General features: G+C 74.9%; 15 protein-coding genes and 1 pseudogene. 9 read left to right on the forward strand and 7 right to left on the reverse strand.

Annotated elements, in window-relative coordinates:
* The first annotated feature begins 125 nt into the window (after positions 1-125).
* Positions 126-596, forward strand: coding sequence for a Dps family protein (locus NRO40_RS22280; RefSeq protein WP_058944288.1), 471 nt, complete (start codon positions 126-128; stop codon positions 594-596).
* 184 nt (positions 597-780) lie between these two features.
* Positions 781-978 (forward strand): annotated as a pseudogene (locus NRO40_RS22285) (hypothetical protein); the annotation flags it as partial.
* A 337-nt stretch (positions 979-1,315) separates the two neighbouring features.
* On the opposite strand, the gene NRO40_RS22290 reads toward NRO40_RS22285, so the two are convergent.
* Both NRO40_RS22290 and NRO40_RS22295 read right to left on the reverse strand, forming a co-directional pair.
* Positions 1,316-2,122, reverse strand: a complete 807-nt coding sequence (locus tag NRO40_RS22290) for a DNA-formamidopyrimidine glycosylase family protein (RefSeq protein ID WP_058944289.1) — start codon at positions 2,120-2,122, stop codon at positions 1,316-1,318.
* Between the two features lie 195 nt (positions 2,123-2,317).
* Positions 2,318-6,964, reverse strand: a complete 4,647-nt coding sequence (locus NRO40_RS22295; RefSeq protein WP_058944298.1) for an Lhr family ATP-dependent helicase — start codon at positions 6,962-6,964, stop codon at positions 2,318-2,320.
* 91 nt (positions 6,965-7,055) lie between these two features.
* Here NRO40_RS22295 and NRO40_RS22300 point away from each other — a divergent pair, with 91 nt between their 5' ends.
* The 3 genes from NRO40_RS22300 to NRO40_RS22310 are packed head-to-tail and all read left to right on the forward strand — an operon-like array spanning position 7,056 to position 9,104.
* Positions 7,056-7,928, forward strand: coding sequence for an AraC family transcriptional regulator (locus tag NRO40_RS22300; protein ID WP_058944290.1), 873 nt, complete (start codon positions 7,056-7,058; stop codon positions 7,926-7,928).
* A 10-nt stretch (positions 7,929-7,938) separates the two neighbouring features.
* Complete coding sequence (locus tag NRO40_RS22305) at positions 7,939-8,790, forward strand: AzlC family ABC transporter permease (RefSeq protein WP_408057040.1); 852 nt, start codon at positions 7,939-7,941, stop codon at positions 8,788-8,790.
* Positions 8,787-9,104 carry an AzlD domain-containing protein gene (locus NRO40_RS22310; protein WP_058944291.1) on the forward strand — a complete coding sequence of 106 codons (318 nt, stop codon included), beginning with the start codon at positions 8,787-8,789 and terminating at the stop codon, positions 9,102-9,104. Before NRO40_RS22305 ends, NRO40_RS22310 begins: the two co-directional genes overlap by 4 nt.
* Positions 9,105-9,210: 106 nt before the next feature.
* Here the strand turns inward: NRO40_RS22310 and NRO40_RS22315 are convergent, their stop codons facing one another.
* Positions 9,211-10,125 carry a hypothetical protein gene (locus NRO40_RS22315; RefSeq protein WP_058944292.1) on the reverse strand — a complete coding sequence of 305 codons (915 nt, stop codon included), beginning with the start codon at positions 10,123-10,125 and terminating at the stop codon, positions 9,211-9,213.
* A gap of 91 nt (positions 10,126-10,216) precedes the next feature.
* Here NRO40_RS22315 and NRO40_RS22320 point away from each other — a divergent pair, with 91 nt between their 5' ends.
* Positions 10,217-10,411 (forward strand): DUF3046 domain-containing protein, encoded by a 195-nt coding sequence (locus NRO40_RS22320; protein ID WP_058944293.1) that lies wholly within the window; start codon positions 10,217-10,219, stop codon positions 10,409-10,411.
* Positions 10,412-10,934: 523 nt separating this feature from the next.
* On the forward strand, positions 10,935-12,071 hold the full coding sequence (locus NRO40_RS22325; protein ID WP_058944300.1) for an AI-2E family transporter: 1,137 nt from the start codon (positions 10,935-10,937) through the stop codon (positions 12,069-12,071).
* A gap of 34 nt (positions 12,072-12,105) precedes the next feature.
* Here the strand turns inward: NRO40_RS22325 and NRO40_RS22330 are convergent, their stop codons facing one another.
* The 4 genes from NRO40_RS22330 to NRO40_RS22345 form a co-directional block, all read right to left on the reverse strand.
* Positions 12,106-12,891 (reverse strand): cytochrome d ubiquinol oxidase subunit II, encoded by a 786-nt coding sequence (locus NRO40_RS22330; protein ID WP_058944294.1) that lies wholly within the window; start codon positions 12,889-12,891, stop codon positions 12,106-12,108.
* A gap of 22 nt (positions 12,892-12,913) precedes the next feature.
* Positions 12,914-14,338 (reverse strand): cytochrome ubiquinol oxidase subunit I, encoded by a 1,425-nt coding sequence (locus tag NRO40_RS22335; RefSeq protein WP_079047372.1) that lies wholly within the window; start codon positions 14,336-14,338, stop codon positions 12,914-12,916.
* 255 nt (positions 14,339-14,593) lie between these two features.
* Complete coding sequence (locus tag NRO40_RS22340) at positions 14,594-15,259, reverse strand: response regulator (protein WP_058944295.1); 666 nt, start codon at positions 15,257-15,259, stop codon at positions 14,594-14,596.
* Positions 15,256-16,533, reverse strand: a complete 1,278-nt coding sequence (locus NRO40_RS22345; protein WP_079047370.1) for a sensor histidine kinase — start codon at positions 16,531-16,533, stop codon at positions 15,256-15,258. The genes NRO40_RS22340 and NRO40_RS22345 overlap by 4 nt, the downstream gene beginning before the upstream one ends.
* A 364-nt stretch (positions 16,534-16,897) precedes the next feature.
* Between NRO40_RS22345 and recA the strand changes: the two genes are divergently transcribed.
* Both recA and recX read left to right on the forward strand, forming a co-directional pair.
* Positions 16,898-18,040, forward strand: a complete 1,143-nt coding sequence (recA, locus tag NRO40_RS22350; RefSeq protein ID WP_058945181.1) for a recombinase RecA — start codon at positions 16,898-16,900, stop codon at positions 18,038-18,040.
* 3 nt (positions 18,041-18,043) lie between these two features.
* The gene (gene recX, locus NRO40_RS22355) at positions 18,044-18,613 is read left to right on the forward strand and encodes a recombination regulator RecX (protein WP_058945180.1); all 570 of its coding nucleotides are present in this window, start codon (positions 18,044-18,046) and stop codon (positions 18,611-18,613) included.
* Positions 18,614-18,797 lie beyond the last annotated feature (184 nt).

Below are 18,797 nucleotides of genomic sequence, written 5' to 3' on the forward strand. Positions count from 1 at the left end.
TGAAGCAAGGCCCTGGTCGGTACCCGAGGTACTGACCGGGGCCTTCGCTTTGCATCCTTTGCAGCGAATGCCTGTTTTGTGCACTGTGTGTCATGGTGAACGTGCGCACGGAATGGAGGATTCGCATGGCTGTCGTCAAGAGTTCGCTGTCCGAGGCCGACCGCAAGGTGGTCGGTGAAGCCCTGCAGGGCGCGCTGGTGGACCTCGTCGACCTGTCGCTGGTCGCGAAGCAGGTCCACTGGAACGTCGTCGGCCCGCGTTTCCGGTCGATCCACCTGCAGCTGGACGAGGTCGTGACGACCGCGCGGACCCACTCCGACGTCATGGCCGAGCGCGCGTCCGCCCTGGGCATCAACCCCGACGGCCGGGCCGCCACCGTCGCATCGGGCAGCGCCATCGCGTCCGTCCCGACCGGCTGGATCCAGGACGGCGACGCCGTGCGGATCCTGGTGGACGCCCTCGTCACCGTCATCGAGCGCATGCGTGAGCGCATCACCGTGACCGAGGAGCCCGACCCGATCACCCAGGACCTGCTGATCGGACTGACGGGCGAGCTCGAGAAGCACGCGTGGATGTTCCAGGCCGAGAACGCCTGATGCGCACCACCAGGGCAGGGAACCGTCCCCCCGCGGGCGCCCCGGGCACGACGCCCGGGGCGCCGCGCCGGGGGGCCGCGGTGCCGCGAGCGGGGCACCGGGCGCCGGACGCGCCGGTGATCGCTCCGGTGCGCCCTGCCGTCTGGTGATCGGCCCGGTCTAGCGTCGACCGGAGGAGGCGGCCATGGTAGGGCGACGGGTCCCGCTGCCGGCGCTCGCGTCGGCGCTCGTACTGGGCGGGCTGTGGTGGTGGGCGGTGCTGCGCCTGGCCCTCGTACCCGAACAGGCCGGGATCGTCGAGCGGGCCGCCGCTGCGAGTGGCTGGGGCCTGAGCCTGCTGCCCGTGCACGTCACCGCCGCGCCCGGCGCCGCCCGCGGAGCCGGACGGCGCTCCCGCTGGCGGGCCCTCGTGCGGGAGTCGTTCCCCGAGGCCCTGCGCGCTGTCGTGTGGGACGTCGTACGGGCCCTCGGCCGAGGGGGACCGCGCCGGGCGCGAGAGGAGCGGGGCGAGGGCCCGGGAGGTCCGGAGGGTCCGGGGGGCCAGGAGCTTCGCCGGGACCGCGGAGAGCCGGTAAACGTTCTTGGTGAGGCCGTCGAGCGGCCGGACGAGCGCCGCGCCGGCCATGGGGACGGCGGGTAGCGAGGAACGCTCCGCGGTCGGCGGTGTGGCGCCGCGTCAGCGGTGGCCGCCGGCGCCCCGTCGGACCGGTGACGCCGGGTCAGTCGGTGGGCGCCGGGCCGGCCTGGCAGCCGGGGCACCAGTAGGAGACGCGGTCGCGGGGATCGTCGTCCGCGCCGTGCTTGCGGATCGGGGTTCCGCACCGGTAGCAGGAGCGGCGCAGCCGACCGTAGACGTACAGGCGGCGGTCGGGTCGGTCGCCCGGCATGGTCCGGCGGTCGAAGCGGTGCTTGTTCGCCTCCAGGAGGCGGTGCGCCGTCGCGACGAGCCGCTCGGGCACGCCGGTCTCCAGCTCCCCGACGGGCAGCCACGGCGTCACCCGCGCCAGCCACGCGAGCTCGCACTTGTAGACGTTGCCGATGCCGGCGAGGTTGCGCTGGTCGAGCAGCGCTTCACCGAGCGGGCGGGCCGGGTCCGCGACGACCCGGCGCACCGCCTCCTCGAAGTCCCAGTCCGGGCCCAGCAGGTCCGGCCCGAGGTGGCCGACGACGGTCGGCTCGTCCACCGTCCGCAGCAGGTCCAGCACGGGCAGCCGGTAGCCGACCGCGGTCTGCTCGGCGGTGCCCAGGACCGCGCGGATCTGGTGGTCGGGGCCGCCGCGCCAGCGCTCGCCCGCCGTGAACAGCCGCCAGGAGCCGTCCATCCGCAGGTGCGAGTGGAGGGTCAGGCCCCCCTCGATCCGGGTCAGCAGGTGCTTGCCGCGCGGTGTGACGTCGATGACCGTGCGCCCGGTGAGGTCCACCGTCGCCAGCTTCGGCACCCGCAGGTCCGACCGGGTCAGAAGGCGACCGGCGAGGGCGCCGTGGAGGCGGTGGGCGGTGAGCCAGATCGTGTCTCCTTCGGGCATGGGTCCATGATGCTCGGGCCCGGCCCGTCCACACCCGTACGCGGCGCGTCAACGCCGCCGCCCGTCCCCCGCCGGCAGGCGGCGCGCCCACGCCTTCGCGGCGCGTCCACGTCCGTACGGGGCCCGGGCTACGGGCCCGCAGGCGACGCGTACGGGGGCCTCGCTGGGCACGCACGCCGCCCGCACGCGGCCCCGCTACGCGCGCAGGCGCAGACCTCGCGGCGTGGCGTGGAAGCCCGCCGCCTCCAGGGCGCGGGAGAGCGGGGACGTCAGGGCGGCCGTGCCGTTGATCCGCTCCACCGTGACCGTGCCCAGCGCGCCGGCGCGGGCGGCCGCGGCGAGTTCGCCCGCCGCGGCCTGGAGGGCGGGGGTGTCCGGATCGGTGGCCCACGACAGCAGCGTCTTGCCGCCGCGCTCCACGTACAGCGTCAATTCGCCGTCGACCAGCACCACCAGGGAGCCGGCCTTGCGGCCCGGTTTGTGCGAGGCGCCGGCCGGCGGCTCCGGCCAGGACAGGGCGGCGCCGTACGCGTTGGCCGGGTCGGCGGCGGCGAGCACCACCGCCTGCGGGGCGGTGCTGCCCTCGGCGCGGTCCCGGGCCGACGCGGCGGCCCGCAGCCGGTCCACGGCACCGTCCATGGCGAACTGGGCGGCGCCCAGGCCCTCCACGACGTACCCGCGCCGGGCCTGGCCGCTGTCCTCGAACACGGACAGGACCCGGTACGTGGCGGAGAAGCCGCCCTCGACGCCCTCGGCGGCCACCGCTCCGCGCGTGACGACGCCGTGCCGGTCGAGCAGGGTGCGGGCCAGGGCGTGCGCGCGGTGCGTGGGCTCCGGCTCGGTGGGCGGCAGCAGCGACCAGCGGCCGCTCACCGTGGGCGGGCCGGAGCGGGACGCGGGCCGGGCCGCCGCCGTGAGCGTGCCGTACCGGCCGCGGGGGACCGGGCGTCGCGCGCGGTGCGCCGTGGAACCCGCCGTGCGGCCCGAGCCGAGCATGGCGCGCAGCGGGGCCAGGGTGTCGTTGGTGAGCCGTCCCGACCAGGCCAGGTCCCACACGGCGTCGGCCAGGGCGGGGTCCGTCGCCTCCGGGTGTGTGGTGGCGCGGACCTGGTCGGCGATCTGGCGGAAGAACAGCCCGTACCCGCCGGACAGGGCCGTGAGCACCGACTCGTGCAGCGCGGTCAGCTCCAGCGGGTGGGGCGGCGGGAGGAGCAGGGGCGCGGCGTCGGCGAGGTACAACGACACCCAGCCGTCCTTGCCGGGCAGGGCGCCCGCGCCCGCCCAGACGACCTCGCCGGTGGTCGTGAGCTCGTCGAGGAGGGTGGGGGTGTAGTCGCGGACGCGGGACGGCAGGACCAGCCGCTCCAGCGCCGACGCGGGCACGGGAGCACCCTGCAACTGCTCGACCGCCCGGGCCAGGCCGTCGAGGCCGCGCAGGCTGCTGCCGCCCACGTGCTGCCACTGGGGCAGGAACGCGGCGAGGGCGGCGGGCGCCACCGGCTCCAGCTCCTGGCGCAGCGCGGCCAGGGAGCGGCGCCGCAGCCGGCGCAGGACGGTGGCGTCGCACCACTCCTGGCCGATACCGGAGGGATGGAACTCGCCCTGTACGACGCGGCCGCCCGCGGCGAGCCGGTGCAGGGCCCCGTCGGTGACGGCCGTGCCGAGACCGAACCGTGCGGCGGCGTCCGCTGAGGTGAACGGGCCGTGCGTGCGGGCGAAGCGCGCCAGGAGGTCGCCCAGCGGGTCCTTCACCGGTTCGGTGAACGCCTCGGGGACACCGACCGGCAGGGCCGTGCCGAGAGCGTCGCGCAGCCGTCCCGCGTCCTCCACGGCGGCCCAGTGGTCGGCGCCCGTGATCCGCACCCGAATCGTCCGGCGGGTCGCCGCGAGCTCCCGCGCCCACGCCGGGTCGGCGCCCCGCTCCGTCAGCTCGGCGTCGGTGAGCGGGCCGAGTACGCGCAGGGCGTCCGCGACCGCCTCGGCGTCCTTCAGCCGCCGGTCGTCCGTGCGCCACTGCAACTCCCGCTCCAGCTCGGCCAGGACCTCGGGGTCGAGCAGCTCGCGCAGCTCCGCCTGGCCCAGCAGCTCCGACAGCAGCCGCGAGTCCAGCGACAGGGCGGCGGCGCGGCGCTCGGCGAGCGGCGAGTCGCCCTCGTACAGGAACTGCGCCACGTATCCGAAGAGGAGCGAGCGGGCGAACGGCGACGGCTCCGGCGTCGTCACCTCCACCAGCCGCACGCGCCGCGCCTCCAGGTCGCCCATCAGCTCCTTCAGGCCCGGCACGTCGAACACGTCCTGCAGGCACTCCCGGACGGCCTCCAGGACGATGGGGAACGAACCGAACTCGCTGGCGACCTCGAGGAGTTGCGCCGCGCGCTGGCGCTGCTGCCACAGGGGCGTGCGCCGGCCCGGGGTGCGCCGGGGGAGCAGCAGCGCACGGGCCGCGCACTCCCGGAAACGGGACGCGAACAGCGCCGAACCGCCGACCTGTTCGGTGACGATCCGGTCGACCTCGGCGCGGTCGAAGACGACGTCGGCGGCGCCGATCGGGGACTGCTCGCTGTCGTACTCCAGTCCGCCGCCCGGCGCGGCGGGCGCGGCCGGGTCCTGGTCGAGGAAGTCCAGGCCCATCAGGTCGGCGTCCGGCAGGCGCAGCACGATGCCGTCGTCGGCGTGCATGACCTGCGCGTCCATGCCGTACCGCTCGGCGAGGCGGGCGCCGAGCGCGAGCGCCCACGGGGCGTGCACCTGCGCCCCGAACGGCGAGTGCACGACGACGCGCCAGTCGCCCAGCTCGTCACGGAACCGCTCCACCAGGATCGTCCGGTCGTCGGGGACGTGCCCGCAGGCACGGCGCTGCTCGTCGAGGTATCCCAGGACGTTCTCCGCGGCCCACGCGTCGAGCCCCGCGGCGGTCAGCCGCAGTCGCGCGTCCTGCGGCGTCAGCGAGCCGATCTCGCGCAGGAACGCCCCGAGGGCCCGGCCCAGTTCGAGCGGGCGGCCCAGCTGGTCGCCCTTCCAGAACGGCAGCCGGCCCGGCACGCCCGGCGCGGGCGACACCAGCACCCGGTCGCGGGTGATGTCCTCGATCCGCCACGACGACGTGCCGAGCGTGAACACGTCACCGACGCGCGACTCGTACACCATCTCCTCGTCGAGCTCACCGACGCGGCCGCCGCCCCGCTTGGGGTCGGCGCCGGCCAGGAACACGCCGAACAGGCCCCGGTCGGGGATGGTGCCGCCGGAGGTGACGGCGAGCCGCTGGGCGCCCGGGCGCCCGGTGATCGCGCCGGTGATCCGGTCCCACACCACACGCGGCCGAAGCTCCGCGAACGCGTCCGACGGGTAACGGCCGGCGAGCATGTCGAGGACGGCCGTGAACGCCGACTCGGGCAGCGAGGCGAAGGGGGCGGCCCGCCGCACCAGGGCCAGCAAGTCGTCGTAGCTCCACGTGTCCAGCGCGACCATCGCGACCAGCTGCTGGGCGAGCACGTCCAGCGGGTTGGCGGGGACCCGCAGCGACTCGATGGCGCCCTGGCGCATCCGCTCCGTCACCACGGCCGACTGCACCAGGTCGCCCCGGTACTTCGGGAACACCACGCCCCGCGACACGGCGCCCACCTGGTGCCCGGCCCGGCCCACGCGCTGCAGCCCGGACGCGACCGACGGCGGCGACTCCACCTGGACGACGAGGTCGACCGCGCCCATGTCGATGCCCAGCTCCAGACTGGACGTCGCCACCACCGCCGGCAGCCGGCCCGCCTTCAGGTCCTCCTCGACCAGGGCCCGCTGCTCCTTGGAGACCGAGCCGTGGTGCGCCCGCGCCAGCAGCGCGGGAGCGCCCTTCGCGGCACCGGACTGGGCCATCAGCTCCGCCGGGGAGGCGTCGGCGGGCAGCGGCTCGCCCGTCGCCCGCTCGTACGCGATCTCGTTGAGCCGGTTGCACAGGCGCTCCGCGAGCCGCCGGGAGTTGGCGAAGACGATCGTCGAGCGGTGCGCCTGGACCAGGTCCGCGATCCGTTCCTCCACGTGCGGCCAGATGGACGCCTTCTCGGCCGGCCCGCCCCCGCCACCGCTGTCGGCGGCGGGGGCGCCGCCGAGCTCGCCGAGGTCCTCGACGGGAACGACCACGGACAGGTCGAACTCCTTGCCCGAGGGGGGCTGGACCACCTCGACCCGCCGCTGCGGCGACAGGAACCGCGCGACCTCGTCCACCGGCCGGACCGTCGCCGACAGGCCGATGCGGCGCGCGGGCCGGGGCAGGAGCTCGTCCAGCCGCTCCAGGGAGAGCGCGAGGTGGGCGCCGCGCTTGGTGCCGGCGACGGCGTGCACCTCGTCGAGGATGACCGTCTCCACTCCCGCCAGCGCGTCCCGGGTGGCCGAGGTGAGCATGAGGAAGAGCGACTCGGGCGTGGTGATCAGGATGTCCGGGGGGCGCGTCGCCAGCGAGCGCCGCTCGGCGGCCGGGGTGTCGCCCGAGCGGATGCCGACCCGCACCTCCGGCTCCGGCAGCCCCCGCCGCACGGCCTCCTGCCGGATGCCCGTCAGCGGACTGCGGAGGTTCCGCTCGACGTCGACGGCGAGGGCCTTGAGCGGCGACACGTACAGGACGCGGCAGCGCTTCTTCGCGTCGGCGGGCGGCGGCGTCGACGCGAGCCGGTCCAGGGCCGCCAGGAAGGCGGCGAGCGTCTTGCCGGAGCCGGTCGGCGCCACGACCAGCACGTCCGACCCGGCGCCGATCGCCCGCCAGGCGCCCTCCTGGGCGGGCGTGGGCGCGTCGAACGCCCCCGTGAACCAGCCGCGGGTCGCGGGGGAGAAGGAGTCGAGTGCGGTCCCGGCCATGTCCACCATCGTGCACCGCGCCACTGACAAAGGCCGTCCACGGGGCGGACACGCAGGTCAGGAAGGGTGGGCCGGGACGCAGAATGGAGTCATGGGGAGTAATCCGGGCGGCGACCGGGCCGACGAGTGGGCCAGGCACTGGCAGTACCCGGGCGTGCCCGGGCTCGACCTGCTGCGCGCCCGCTACATCCGCCACGCCTTCTCCCGCCACAGCCACGAGGGGTACGTCCTCGGCGCGGTCCGCCGGGGCGTCGAGGACGTGGTGCTGCCGGACGGCACGATCCAGGCCCGCCCCGGCACGGTCGTGATGATCAACCCGGAGGTGCCGCACTCCGCGCACGCCGGGGTGCCCGAGGGCTGGTCGTACGCCACGCTCTACCCCTCGTCGCGGCTGGTCGCGGGCATCGCCGAGGAGGAGACCACCCTGCGCGGCACCGTCGCGTTCACCGAGACGATCGTCGAGGACGAGAGCACGGCGCGGCTGGTGCGGGCCGTGCACCGGGCCGCCGAGGAGGGCAACGCCCTGGCCGCCGACACCGTCCTGCGCGTCGCCGTCGCCCGCCTCCTGCGCCGCCACGGCCGCAGCGCCCCGCCCCGCGCGCCCCTCGTCGCCGGGGCCCGCGCCGCCGCCACCGCGCGCGAGGTGCTCCTCGACCGCATGGCCGCACCGCCCTCCCTGGAGGAGCTCGCCCGGGAGCTGGACACCAGCCCCTTCGCGCTGCTGCGGGCCTTCAAGGCGGCGTACGGGATGCCGCCCCACACATGGCTCACCAACGCGCGCGTACGGGCCGCCCGCCGCCTCCTGGAGGACGGTACGGCGCCTGCCGCGGCGGCCGCGGCGGTCGGTTTCAGCGACCAGCCGCACCTGAACCGGCACTTCACCCGGATCGTGGGGGTGCCGCCCGGCGCGTACCAGCGTGAGCGCGCAAGAACGTACAAGACCGGTCGGCAGGGGCCGCCGTAGCGTCCCGGGCGTGGCAGAACGAAACACAGCAGCAGCACATCCCGCCGGTCCGCCCGGTGCACCGCCCGCCGGGCCGAGCGGTACGGAGCCGCGCCCGGTGGGGCGGGACACGGTGGGCTCGCGCGTGACGGGGCCGGACACGGCGGGATCGCGTGTGGTCGGCTCGGACGGGGTGGAGCCGGGGACGGGGAAGCCGGACAGGGCCGTCGTGCGGGACTCCCTCGGCGTGGGTGTCGCCGTCGGACTCTCCGGCTTCGCCTTCGGCGTGACCTCGGTCGGCGCGGGCCTCGACCTCCTCCAGACCTGCGCCCTCAGCCTGCTCGTCTTCACCGGCGCCTCACAGTTCGCCCTCGTCGGCGCGCTCGCCGCCGGAGGCAACCCCTTCACCGCCGCCGCTGGAGCCTTCTTCCTCGGCACGCGCAACGCCTTCTACGGACTGCGCCTGTCGCAGCTGCTGGCGCTCCCGCGCGCGGTGCGCCCGTTCGCCGCGCACTGGGTGATCGACGAGACCGCCGCGGTGTCCCTCGCCCAGCCGGACCGCCGCGCCGCGCGGATCGGCTTCACGGTCACCGGCCTGACCCTCTACGTGCTGTGGAACCTCACCACGCTCCTCGGCGCGCTCGGCGCCGAGGCCATCGGCGACACCGCCGCCTGGGGCCTGGACGCGGCCGGGCCCGCGGTCTTCCTCGCCCTGCTCGCCCCCATGCTGCGTACGGCCACGGAGCGGGCCGTCGCCGGACTCGCGGTCCTCCTCGGGCTCGGCTTCCTGCCGGTGCTGCCCGCCGGAGTGCCCGTGCTCGTGGCGGCACTGGCCGCACCCGCCGTGCTGTGGCTCAAGGGACGCGGGGAGGCCGGACGATGAACGGGACCGGGATCTGGATCGCTGTCGGCCTGACGGCCGTCGGCTGCTATCTGCTCAAGCTCGGCGGACTGCTGGTGCCGGCCGAGACGCTGGAGCGCCCGCTGGTACGGCGCCTGTCGGGGCTGCTGCCGGTGGCCCTGCTCGCCGCGCTCACCGCCCAGCAGACGTTCGCCTCCGGGGGTGCGCTGGTCCTCGACGCGCGCGCGGCCGGTATCGCGGCGGCCGCCCTCGCCCTGCTGCTGCGCGCGCCGTTCCTGGTGGTCGTCGCCGCGGCCGTGGTGGTGACGGCGGGGGTCCGGGCGCTGGGCGGCTGACCGTCCGCGCCGCGCGCTGCCGGTGGTGCCGGTCGGGCGTGCCGCGCCGGCCCGGGTACGGCACGGCACGGGCGGGGCGGCGGGCCCGTGCCGGTGCCGGGGCCGGTCAGTCGACGGTGCGGCCGTGGGCCCGCAGGGTGCGCAGGGCCTCGATCGTGACGACCGGGCGGGCTTCCAGGGCCGTACCGGGGGCCCACTGGCGCCAGGTGACCGGCCATCCGCCGTCCTCGTCCTGCCGGGCCGCCAGGTGGTCCAGGGACCGGGCCATCTCCGCGTCGGTGAACCAGCCCCGGGCGAGGGAGTCCGGCACGCGCGCGTAGTCGTGCGGGAAGTGGTGCTCGCCCGGTGCGTACCCGGGTGCCGTCGGGTACGCGTCGACGCGGTCCGGCTCCAGCACCGCGAGCCGCCGCTCCCGCACCACGCGTCCGAGCCGGTCCGCCGCGGCCTCGGCCCGGGTGCGGTCCGGGACGCCGTCGAGGAACGCCACGGCCGCCTCCACCTCGTACGGGTGGGACCGCCCCTCCTCGATGATCGAACCCACCGCCGCCCAGCAGAAGTCGGTCGCCCGGAACAGCCACGCGTGCCACACCTGGTTGCGGTGGAGCAGCCCCACCACGGGGCCCGTGGCCAGCAGGTCGCTGGGCGGGTCGTCGACGACCGGGACGAACGGCGCGACGGGATAGCCACGGACGGACGGGTGGACGGCGGGCAGCGCCCCGTCGTACGTCGACACGGAGGTCAGGTACCGGCAGACGCGCTCCACGCGCCGCCCGCCGCACCGGCCGATCGAGTCGAGGACCCGCAGCGCGTGGGCGGTGTGCAGCGGTTGGCTGACCGGCCCCCGTACGTCCGGTTCCAGGGCGTACCCGTAGCCGCCGTCGTCGTTGGCGTACGGGGCGAGGGCGGCCTCGACGGCGTCGGCACTCCCGCCGAGGAAGTGGTAGGCGAACCGGTGCTGTTCGAGGACGCGAGCCGTGAGCCAGATGAACCGCTCGGCTCGCGCAAGGGGAGTTCCAGCCATGTGTCGACCCATGTCCCGACCGTAGGGCGTGAACGACTGCCGTCGGGGCGTGGGGACCGGGCGGCACTCTCAGGAGCGCGATACTGGACGCATGCGGTTGACGATTTTCTGGGAGCGGATGGCGGACCACTTCGGCGCGGCGTACGCCGAGTCCTTCGCCCGTGACCACGTGATGTCCGAACTGGGCGGCCGGACGGTGTACGAGGCGCTGGACGCCGGCTGGGAGGCGAAGGACGTGTGGCGCGCCGTGTGCGCGGCCGTGGGCGTCCCCGCCGACAAGCGCTGACCGGAGCTCCGGCGTCCGGTCCGCCCCCGGCCCCGCCGAGCCCCCGGCCCAGGGCGTCCGGCCTTCCCCCGCCCCCGGGCCTCGGGCCCCGGCCGTCCGGTCGGCCCGGGTCCGTCCGTCGGTCACCCGGTCCGTCCACCAGCCGTCCGCCGACCGTCCACCGGCCGTCCGTGGCCGGTTGTCCACAGGGCCCCGGCGGGTTGTCGCAGCGGTGAGCGACACTTGCCCCGTGGCCCCGACTGACGAGACCCAGAACCCCAGCCCCGACCCCGAACCGTCCTCCCACGGGGCTCCCCGACCCGATCCCACCGTCGACGCCGCCGCCGGCCCGGCCGCCACCGCGGCGGCAGCGGCCCCCACGGCCGCCGACGACCCCGCGGCCGCCGGTGTCGGCGGGACCAAGGCCGTGCGGAGCGCAGCCTCACCGGCCCCCGCGGCGGCCGGTACGACGGCCGGCGCCGGGACCACCGGTGCCCCGGCCGGGTCGGCGGGTCCGACCGGGGCACCGGTCATCCCGGCGCGCATGCCCCGCTGGCTGCCCCGCGCCATGGTGCTCGGGTTGGCCCTCTACGCCTGCTTCCAGTTGGGCAGCTGGGCCTTCCACCAGCTCATCGGGCTGCTCGTCAACATCCTGATCGCGTTCTTCCTCGCCCTCGCGGTCGAGCCCGCCGTGGGCCGTATGGCGGCCCGGGGGATGCGCCGGGGCCTGGCCACGATGCTGGTGTTCCTGGGCGTCCTCGTGGTGGGCGTGGGCTTCGTCGTCCTGCTGGGGTCGATGCTCGCGGGCCAGATCGTCAGCATGGTCGACGACCTGCCCAAGTACCTCGACTCGCTGATCAACTGGAGCAACCAGACCTTCGACACCAAGCTGTCCAGGGTCGCCGTCCAGGACAGCCTGCTGCGCTCGGAGTGGCTGCGGAAGTACGTGGAGAACAGCGCGAGTGGTGTGCTGGACGTCTCCACCACCGTCCTCGGGGGCCTCTTCAAGCTCCTGACGATCTTCTTGTTCTCGTTCTACTTCGCCGCCGACGGCCCCCGGCTGCGCCGCGCCCTGTGCTCCGTACTGCCCCCGGCGAAGCAGGCGGAGGTCCTGCGCGCCTGGGAGATCGCCGTCGACAAGACCGGCGGCTACATCTACTCGCGCGGGCTGATGGCGCTCTTCTCCGGCCTGGCCCACTTCGTCCTGCTGGAGTTCCTCGGCGTGCCCTACGCGCCGGCGCTCGCCGTGTGGGTCGGCCTCGTCTCGCAGTTCCTGCCGACCATCGGCACCTACCTGGCGGGCGCCCTGCCGATGCTCATCGCGTTCACCGTCGCCCCCTGGTACGCCCTGTGGGTGCTGGCGTTCGTCGTCGTGTACCAGCAGTTCGAGAACTACCTGCTGCAGCCGAAGCTCACCGCGAGGACGGTGGACATCCACCCGGCGGTCGCCTTCGGCTCCGTCGTGGCGGGCACCGCACTCCTGGGGGCCGTCGGCGCGCTGATCGCGATCCCCGCGGTCGCCACCCTGCAGGCGTTCCTCGGCGCCTACGTCAAGCGGTACGCCGTGACGGAGGACCCGCGTGTCCACGGGCACCGCAGACACGGCGAGATGGTCCTGGCACGGGTGCAGCGGGCGCTGCGCGCCAGCGGCCGGGACGGGACGCCGCCGGGCGGCGCCTGACCCGTTCCGCCTGCCGCGGTGCGGCCCACCGGCGTCACAGGTACGACGGCCCGGTCACGCGCCGGCGGAAGGCGTACCAGGTCCACGCCTGGACGGCGACGAGCAGCGGCGTGACCGCGACCAGGGCGGGGACGAGCAGGGCGAGCGTGGCGCCGTCCGCCGCCGACCGGGCCAGCGGCAGCGACGACCCGGCGGCGACCGGCAGCGCCGCCATGAGGGCGGCCGTGAGCGCGAACGACTGCCAGGGGCGGGCCCGGCCGACGAGCCGCCGGGCCCGTTCGAACGGCGAGCCGGTCAGGCGGACGGCCGCGAAGCCGGCCCCGTGCGCCGCGAACAGCGCGGCCACGGCGAAGGCCGCGACCAGCGCCGCCGCGCCGTTCGCGGGCACGTGGGGCGTACCGGTGAGCAGCCCGGCCAGCAGCCGGCCCCAGGACAGGGCCACCACCCAGCTGCCGCACACCGTCGCGCCGTCGCACAGGGTCCGCCAGAGGGGCCCCGCCCGGCCCGTCACGCGCCCGCGCGACCACAGCCCCGCGTCCCGGACCATCCAGCCGGCCAGCAGCGGGACGACCACCGTGAACTGGCCGCTGAGCACCTCGCCCTCCAGCATCGGGAAGCAGCCGATGAACACGCCCGCGGTGGCGACCAGCCACACCTCGTTGCCGAGGAGGAACGGCGCGAAGGACGCGACGACCAGTCGGCGCTCGTCGTCCGAGCGGCCCAGGTGGGGCAGGAGCATCCCGGTGCCGATGTCCGCACCGGCGAGGACGAAGTACCCGGCGGCGTAGAGGCCGAGCAGGGTGATGGCCAGGGTGTCCACGGACAACTCCTCGGGGTCGGGGTCAGTAGCGCGGCGCGGGCAGGGCGTCGGCGGGGTCGTCGGAGTCACCCGGACCGCCCCCGCCGCCCGGTCCCCTCCCGCCGCCCGGCCCGCCCGGCCGGCCGTCCGGTCCGCCGGAGGTGCCGTCCGGTCCGCCCGGGGTGCCGTCCGGGGCCGCGCCCGCGCCCCGGGCGGCGACGGCGCGCTCGTCGCGGCCCAGGCCCATGTCCACCGGTCCGCGCCGGGCGAGCCGCACCAGCAGCCAGGCGTTGACGGCGGTGAGCAGCGCGAAGAGGCCGGTGAAGAGGAGCAGGGAGGCACGCATCGCGGTGGGGGAGAGGTCGGAGACCGCGTCCTCCGTCTTCAGCAGCCCGTACACCACCCACGGCTGTCGGCCCGCCTCGCGGAACACCCAGCCGCTGGTCATCGCCACGTACGGCAGGGGCACCGCCGCGATGAGCGCCACGTGCCACAGCCGGAACCGGAACACGACCGTCCGGAAGAACGCCAGCACGAACCCGGCGAACGTGAAGTACAGCATCAGCGCGAAGACGATCAGCATCACCAGGGCGCCGCCCCGGGTCCACGCCTCCGACGGGACGTAGTCGCCCGGCCCGAAGGCCGCCGTCAACTCCGCCTGCAACCGGGCGATCTTTGCCCGCTCGCCCTCGAACACCGCCGCCTTCACCGGCTGGACCGTGGCGAGCGAGGACAGCTGGAGGCCGCCGAACACCGCCGTGGCCAGCAGGGCGGGGAAGGACAGGAACACCCCGACGCGCAGGCTGCGGCCGAAGAACTCCCACTCGGCCGTCCGCCGGAACAGGTGGTACGCGCTCACCCCCGCCATGAAGAAGCCCGCCGTGAGCAGTGCCCCGGCCGCGATGTGGCCGAAGGCCAGCAGCGCGCTCGGGTTGGTCAGCACCGCGACCGGGTCGTCGAGGACCAGCCGCCCGCCCTCCACGCGGTGTCCCACCGGGTTGTTGAGGAAGCCGTTCGTGACGAGGATCCAGTAGGCCGAGGCGTACGCGGTGAGGGTGACGATCCAGATCGCCGCGAGGTGCGCCCAGCGGCCCAGCCGGTGCCAGCCGAAGATCCACAGGCCGAGGAAGGTCGACTCGACGAAGAACGCGACGATCGTCTCCACCGCCAGCGCCGCCCCGAGGACGTTGCCCGCGTGGTGCGTCAGACCGCTCCAGCTCAACCCGAACTGGAACTCCATCACGATGCCCGTGACGATCCCGACGGCGTAGTTGACGACGTACAGCTGCCCCCAGAACCGCACCAGGCGCGCGTCCAGCGCCCGGCCCCCGAGCGTCGCCTTCGTCTGCAGGCACGCGACGACGGTCGCGAGGCCCAGCGTGAGGGCGACGAACAGGAAGTGGCCGCCGGCCGTGAGCGCGAACTGCAGCCGGGCGAGGTCGAGGACTTCCGAGGCGTCTGGTTCCACACCGCCAGCCTCGGTGTACGACCGGGGCCCGGTCGTCACCCCCCGGTCGTCGGTCGCCGTACCCCACCGGTTGCGCCCGGCCCCGCGCGCGTACCCCCCTGGTTGCGGCCCGCACGGGCATCCCGCGCGCGGGATGGGTCCGTGAGCAGGATCAGGGGTTTCATGGACCCCGACTCCTGGACTCGGACTCCTGGCCCCTGACCCTTTACCCCTGACGCTGATCAGGGACAACGGGCAGTGGACATCGAACAGGCGTCAGGCGAGCCAGCCGGGCGTGATCATCCCCGACTCGTAGGCGAGGACCACCAGCTGTGCCCGGTCGCGGACGGCGAGCTTCGTCATGATCCGGCTGACGTGCGTCTTGGCGGTGGCGGGCGAGAGGACCAGCCGCCGGGCGATCTCGTCGTTCGACAGGCCGGCGCCGACCAGGCCCATGACCTCCCGCTCCCGCTCGGTCAGCGCGTTCAGCCGCGGGCTCGGGTCCGGTTGCCGGGCCCGGCCCGCGAACTCGGCGATCAGGCGGCGGGTCACGGCGGGCGCGATCAGCGCGTCGCCGCGCGCCACCACGCGCACGCCGTGCAGGAGCTCCATCGGCTCGGTGTCCTTCACCAGGAAACCGGACGCTCCCGCGCGCAGCGCCCCGTACACGTGGTCGTCGACGTCGAAGGTGGTCAGGATGACCACGCGCACGTCCGTCAGGCGCGGGTCGCCGGTGATGCGACGTGTGGCCTCCAGGCCGTCCGTGCCCGGCATCCGGATGTCCATCAGGACGACGTCCGGGCGCAGCTCGCGCGCGAGGGCGACGGCCTGGTCGCCGTCCGCGGCCTCGCCCACGACCTCGATGTCCGCCTCGCCGTCGAGGATCGACCGGAACCCGGCCCGTACGAGCGTCTGGTCGTCGGCGAGCACGACGCGGATCATGCGGTCCCCCTGGTGGTGGTGCCGGTGGTGAGCGGCAGCCGGGCCGAGACCCGGAACCCCCGGTCGGTGTTGCCCACCGTGAGCTCGCCCCCGAAGGCCCTGGCGCGCTCGGCCATGCCCTGGACGCCGCTGCCCGGGGACGGCCCGTCGGGCGAGCCCCCGCCGTCGTCCTCGACGCGCAGACGCAGCTCCTCCGGGGTCCACGCCAGGGTCACCACCACGGTGCTCGCGCGGGCGTGCCGGGTCACGTTCGTCAGCGACTCCTGCACGATGCGGTACGCCGCCAGGTCCAGGGCCGGTGGCAGCGGCCGTGCGGCGCCCTCGGTGCGGGTCACGACCGTCAGCCCGGCGGCACGGGCCCGCTCGGCCAGTTCTCCGAGCCGGTCCAGTCCGGACACGGGTGCGGTCGGCGCCGGCTCGTCGGGCCGGCGCAGCGCGACGAGGGTGCCGCGCAGCTCCCGCAAGGCGTCCTTGCTGGTCGCCTTGACGGCCTCCAGGGCCTCCGTGGCGGCGGGCAGCGCCTCGGCGGGATCGGGCCCCTTGGCCAGCCGGTGCAGGGCGGCGCTGGACTGGACGTTGATCAGCGAGATGCTGTGGCCGAGGACGTCGTGCACCTCGCGCGCGATGCGCAGCCGCTCCTCCGTGGCGCTCTGCCGGGCCCTGGCCTCCTGCTCCCGCTCGGCCGCCAGCGCCCGCTGCTCCACCTCGTGGAGGTACGCCAGCCGGGTGCGCTGCGCGCGGCCCACGGCGACCAGGCTGATCAGCCAGCCCGCGAGCATCACGAGGGACGTGTCGTCGATCTGTCGGCGGCCGGGACCCTGGCGGATCTCACCGACCCCGACGGCGAGCAGTGTGACGGAGGCCAGCGCGACGGCGGCGGCGAACCGGCCCTCGGCGGCGGTCGTGTACAGGGCCAGCGCGAAGGTGACCAGGAGCGGGCCGTCGTACGTGCTCGTCGGGTAGTAGACCGCGCAGACGGCGAGGGTGACCGCGGCGACGGCGACGGGCGCGCGGCGCCGGAGCACGAGCGACCCGCAGCCGACCGCCACGAGCGCCCAGCCGAGCGCCGTACGGCCCGACGGCTCGCTCTCCTCGCCCGCGGCCACGGAGACGGCGGTCCACCCGACGACGAAAAGGGTGACGACCGCGGTCAGCACCAGGTCGGCCGTCCGCACGACGGGCGGCGCGACGTCCGCGGCGTCCCTCGCGGCGCCGGGCGGCGCGGCCGGCCGCACGGACGTCCGACCGCGGCGGACGGGGGAGCGGAGGGACATGCCAGGAAGGATAGGCGCCACCGCGGAGGTGGCGCGGTGGTGGCGCGGGTGTGCCGGGGCAGGCGGTGTGGTGGTGGCGCGGGGTGTGCCGGGGTAGCTGGTGCAGCGGGTGCGGGTGTGGTGGCGGGGGCACGGCGAGGCCGTGGCCGTGTCGGGCCGGCGTCCTGGCGGCTTCGTCCACAGCCGGTGTGGCTCGCTTGACACCAAAATCGAACATCCATTCTTATGGGGGCGTGGCCTGGCCCTCCGCGTCAGCGGCGGGAGGTTTTCCACAGGCCGGGAGGTCCGTCGGGGCGCGTTGTCAGTGGCAGGGGTTAGCGTCTTTGACGTGAAGCGATCGACTCAAGCAAATCGGGTGGAACCCATGGCAGGAACCGACCGCGAGAAGGCGCTCGACGCCGCGCTCGCACAGATTGAACGGCAATTCGGCAAGGGCGCCGTGATGCGCATGGGCGACCGGACGAACGAGCCCATCGAGGTCATCCCGACCGGTTCGACCGCGCTCGACGTCGCGCTCGGCGTCGGTGGCCTGCCGCGCGGCCGAGTGGTGGAGGTCTACGGTCCGGAGTCCTCCGGTAAGACGACCCTGACCCTGCACGCCGTGGCCAACGCGCAGAAGGCCGGCGGACAGGTCGCCTTCATCGACGCGGAGCACGCCCTCGACCCCGAGTACGCCAAGAAGCTCGGCGTCGACATCGACAACCTGATCCTGTCGCAGCCGGACAACGGCGAGCAGGCCCTGGAGATCGTCGACATGCTGGTCCGCTCCGGCGCGCTCGACCTGATCGTCATCGACTCCGTCGCCGCGCTCGTGCCGCGCGCGGAGATCGAGGGCGAGATGGGCGACTCGCACGTGGGCCTCCAGGCCCGCCTGATGAGCCAGGCCCTCCGGAAGATCACCAGCGCGCTCAACCAGTCCAAGACCACCGCGATCTTCATCAACCAGCTCCGCGAGAAGATCGGCGTGATGTTCGGCTCGCCGGAGACCACGACCGGTGGCCGCGCTCTGAAGTTCTACGCCTCGGTGCGCATCGACATCCGCCGTATCGAGACCCTCAAGGACGGCACGGACGCGGTCGGCAACCGCACCCGGTGCAAGGTCGTCAAGAACAAGGTCGCCCCGCCGTTCAAGCAGGCCGAGTTCGACATCCTCTACGGCGAGGGCATCAGCCGCGAGGGCGGCCTGATCGACATGGGCGTGGAGCACGGCTTCATCCGCAAGGCGGGCGCCTGGTACACGTACGAGGGCGACCAGCTCGGCCAGGGCAAGGAGAACGCCCGCAACTTCCTCAAGGACAACCCCGACCTCGCCAACGAGATCGAGAGGAAGATCAAGGAGAAGCTGGGCGTCGGCGTCCGGCCGGAGACCCCGGCGGCCGAGCCGGGCACGGTCGACGCGGCGGCGGCGGTCCCGGCGGACGTCGCGGCCGATGCGGCCAAGTCGGTCCCCGCCCCGGTGAGCAAGACCACCAAGGCGACCAAGGCCGCAGCGGCGGCCAAGGGGTAACCCATGGCCCGGCGCACCGAATGGCCGGGCGGCAGCCCCGACTCGTCGAGGGCCGAGAAGGAGCTGCCGCCCCAAGATCCGGCTGAGCGGGCGCGGGCGATCTGCCTGCGCCTGCTCACCGGGACGCCGCGCACCCGCAAGCAGCTCGCGGACGCGCTGCGCAAGAAGGAGATCCCGGAGGAGATCGCCGACGAGATCCTCTCCCGCTTCGAGGACGTCGGTCTGATCGACGACGCCGCGTTCGCCGGGGCGTGGGTGGAGTCCCGGCACCACGGCCGCGGTCTGGCCCGCCGCGCCCTGGCCCGCGAGCTGCGCACCAAGGGGGTCGACTCCGCCCTGATCGACGAGGCCGTCGGCCGGCTCGACGCCGAACAGGAGGAGGAGACCGCACGCGAGCTCGTCCAGCGCAAACTCCGCTCCACCCGGGGGCTCGACCGCGACCGCCGGCTCCGCCGCCTGGCAGGCATGCTCGCGCGGAAGGGCTACCCGGAGGGTCTGGCCCTCCGCGTCGTCCGCCGCGCGCTGGAGGAGGAGGGCGAGGAGACCGGGGACCTGGACTTCGACGCCATGTGACGCCCCGACGCACGGCCGGGTGAGCCGGGGCCACACGGTCCGCACCGGCGCCAGGGGTTTCGCGGTGGACGTCGGCGGGGTTCCCCGCGCTGCGTTCGTCAGGGGCTCCGCGGTGGGTCGTCATGGGGCTCCGCGGTGGGAGCCAGCGGGCCGCGGTCAGGTGTCAGCCGGTCCCGATAGGTGC

It is taken from the genome of Streptomyces changanensis, from assembly GCF_024600715.1.
Lineage (GTDB): Bacteria > Actinomycetota > Actinomycetes > Streptomycetales > Streptomycetaceae > Streptomyces > Streptomyces changanensis.

What these genes read in the sequence shown, in the direction of transcription:
- NRO40_RS22280 (WP_058944288.1), top strand. Translation starts at nt 126, where the DNA reads ATGGCTGTCGTCAAGAGTTCGCTGTCCGAGGCCGACCGCAAGGTGGTC.
- NRO40_RS22290 (WP_058944289.1), bottom strand. Translation starts at nt 2,122, where the DNA reads ATGCCCGAAGGAGACACGATCTGGCTCACCGCCCACCGCCTCCACGGC.
- NRO40_RS22295 (WP_058944298.1), bottom strand. Translation starts at nt 6,964, where the DNA reads ATGGCCGGGACCGCACTCGACTCCTTCTCCCCCGCGACCCGCGGCTGG.
- NRO40_RS22300 (WP_058944290.1), top strand. Translation starts at nt 7,056, where the DNA reads ATGGGGAGTAATCCGGGCGGCGACCGGGCCGACGAGTGGGCCAGGCAC.
- NRO40_RS22310 (WP_058944291.1), top strand. Translation starts at nt 8,787, where the DNA reads ATGAACGGGACCGGGATCTGGATCGCTGTCGGCCTGACGGCCGTCGGC.
- NRO40_RS22315 (WP_058944292.1), bottom strand. Translation starts at nt 10,125, where the DNA reads ATGGCTGGAACTCCCCTTGCGCGAGCCGAGCGGTTCATCTGGCTCACG.
- NRO40_RS22320 (WP_058944293.1), top strand. Translation starts at nt 10,217, where the DNA reads ATGCGGTTGACGATTTTCTGGGAGCGGATGGCGGACCACTTCGGCGCG.
- NRO40_RS22325 (WP_058944300.1), top strand. Translation starts at nt 10,935, where the DNA reads ATGCCCCGCTGGCTGCCCCGCGCCATGGTGCTCGGGTTGGCCCTCTAC.
- NRO40_RS22340 (WP_058944295.1), bottom strand. Translation starts at nt 15,259, where the DNA reads ATGATCCGCGTCGTGCTCGCCGACGACCAGACGCTCGTACGGGCCGGG.
- NRO40_RS22345 (WP_079047370.1), bottom strand. Translation starts at nt 16,533, where the DNA reads ATGTCCCTCCGCTCCCCCGTCCGCCGCGGTCGGACGTCCGTGCGGCCG.
- recA (WP_058945181.1), top strand. Translation starts at nt 16,898, where the DNA reads ATGGCAGGAACCGACCGCGAGAAGGCGCTCGACGCCGCGCTCGCACAG.
- recX (WP_058945180.1), top strand. Translation starts at nt 18,044, where the DNA reads ATGGCCCGGCGCACCGAATGGCCGGGCGGCAGCCCCGACTCGTCGAGG.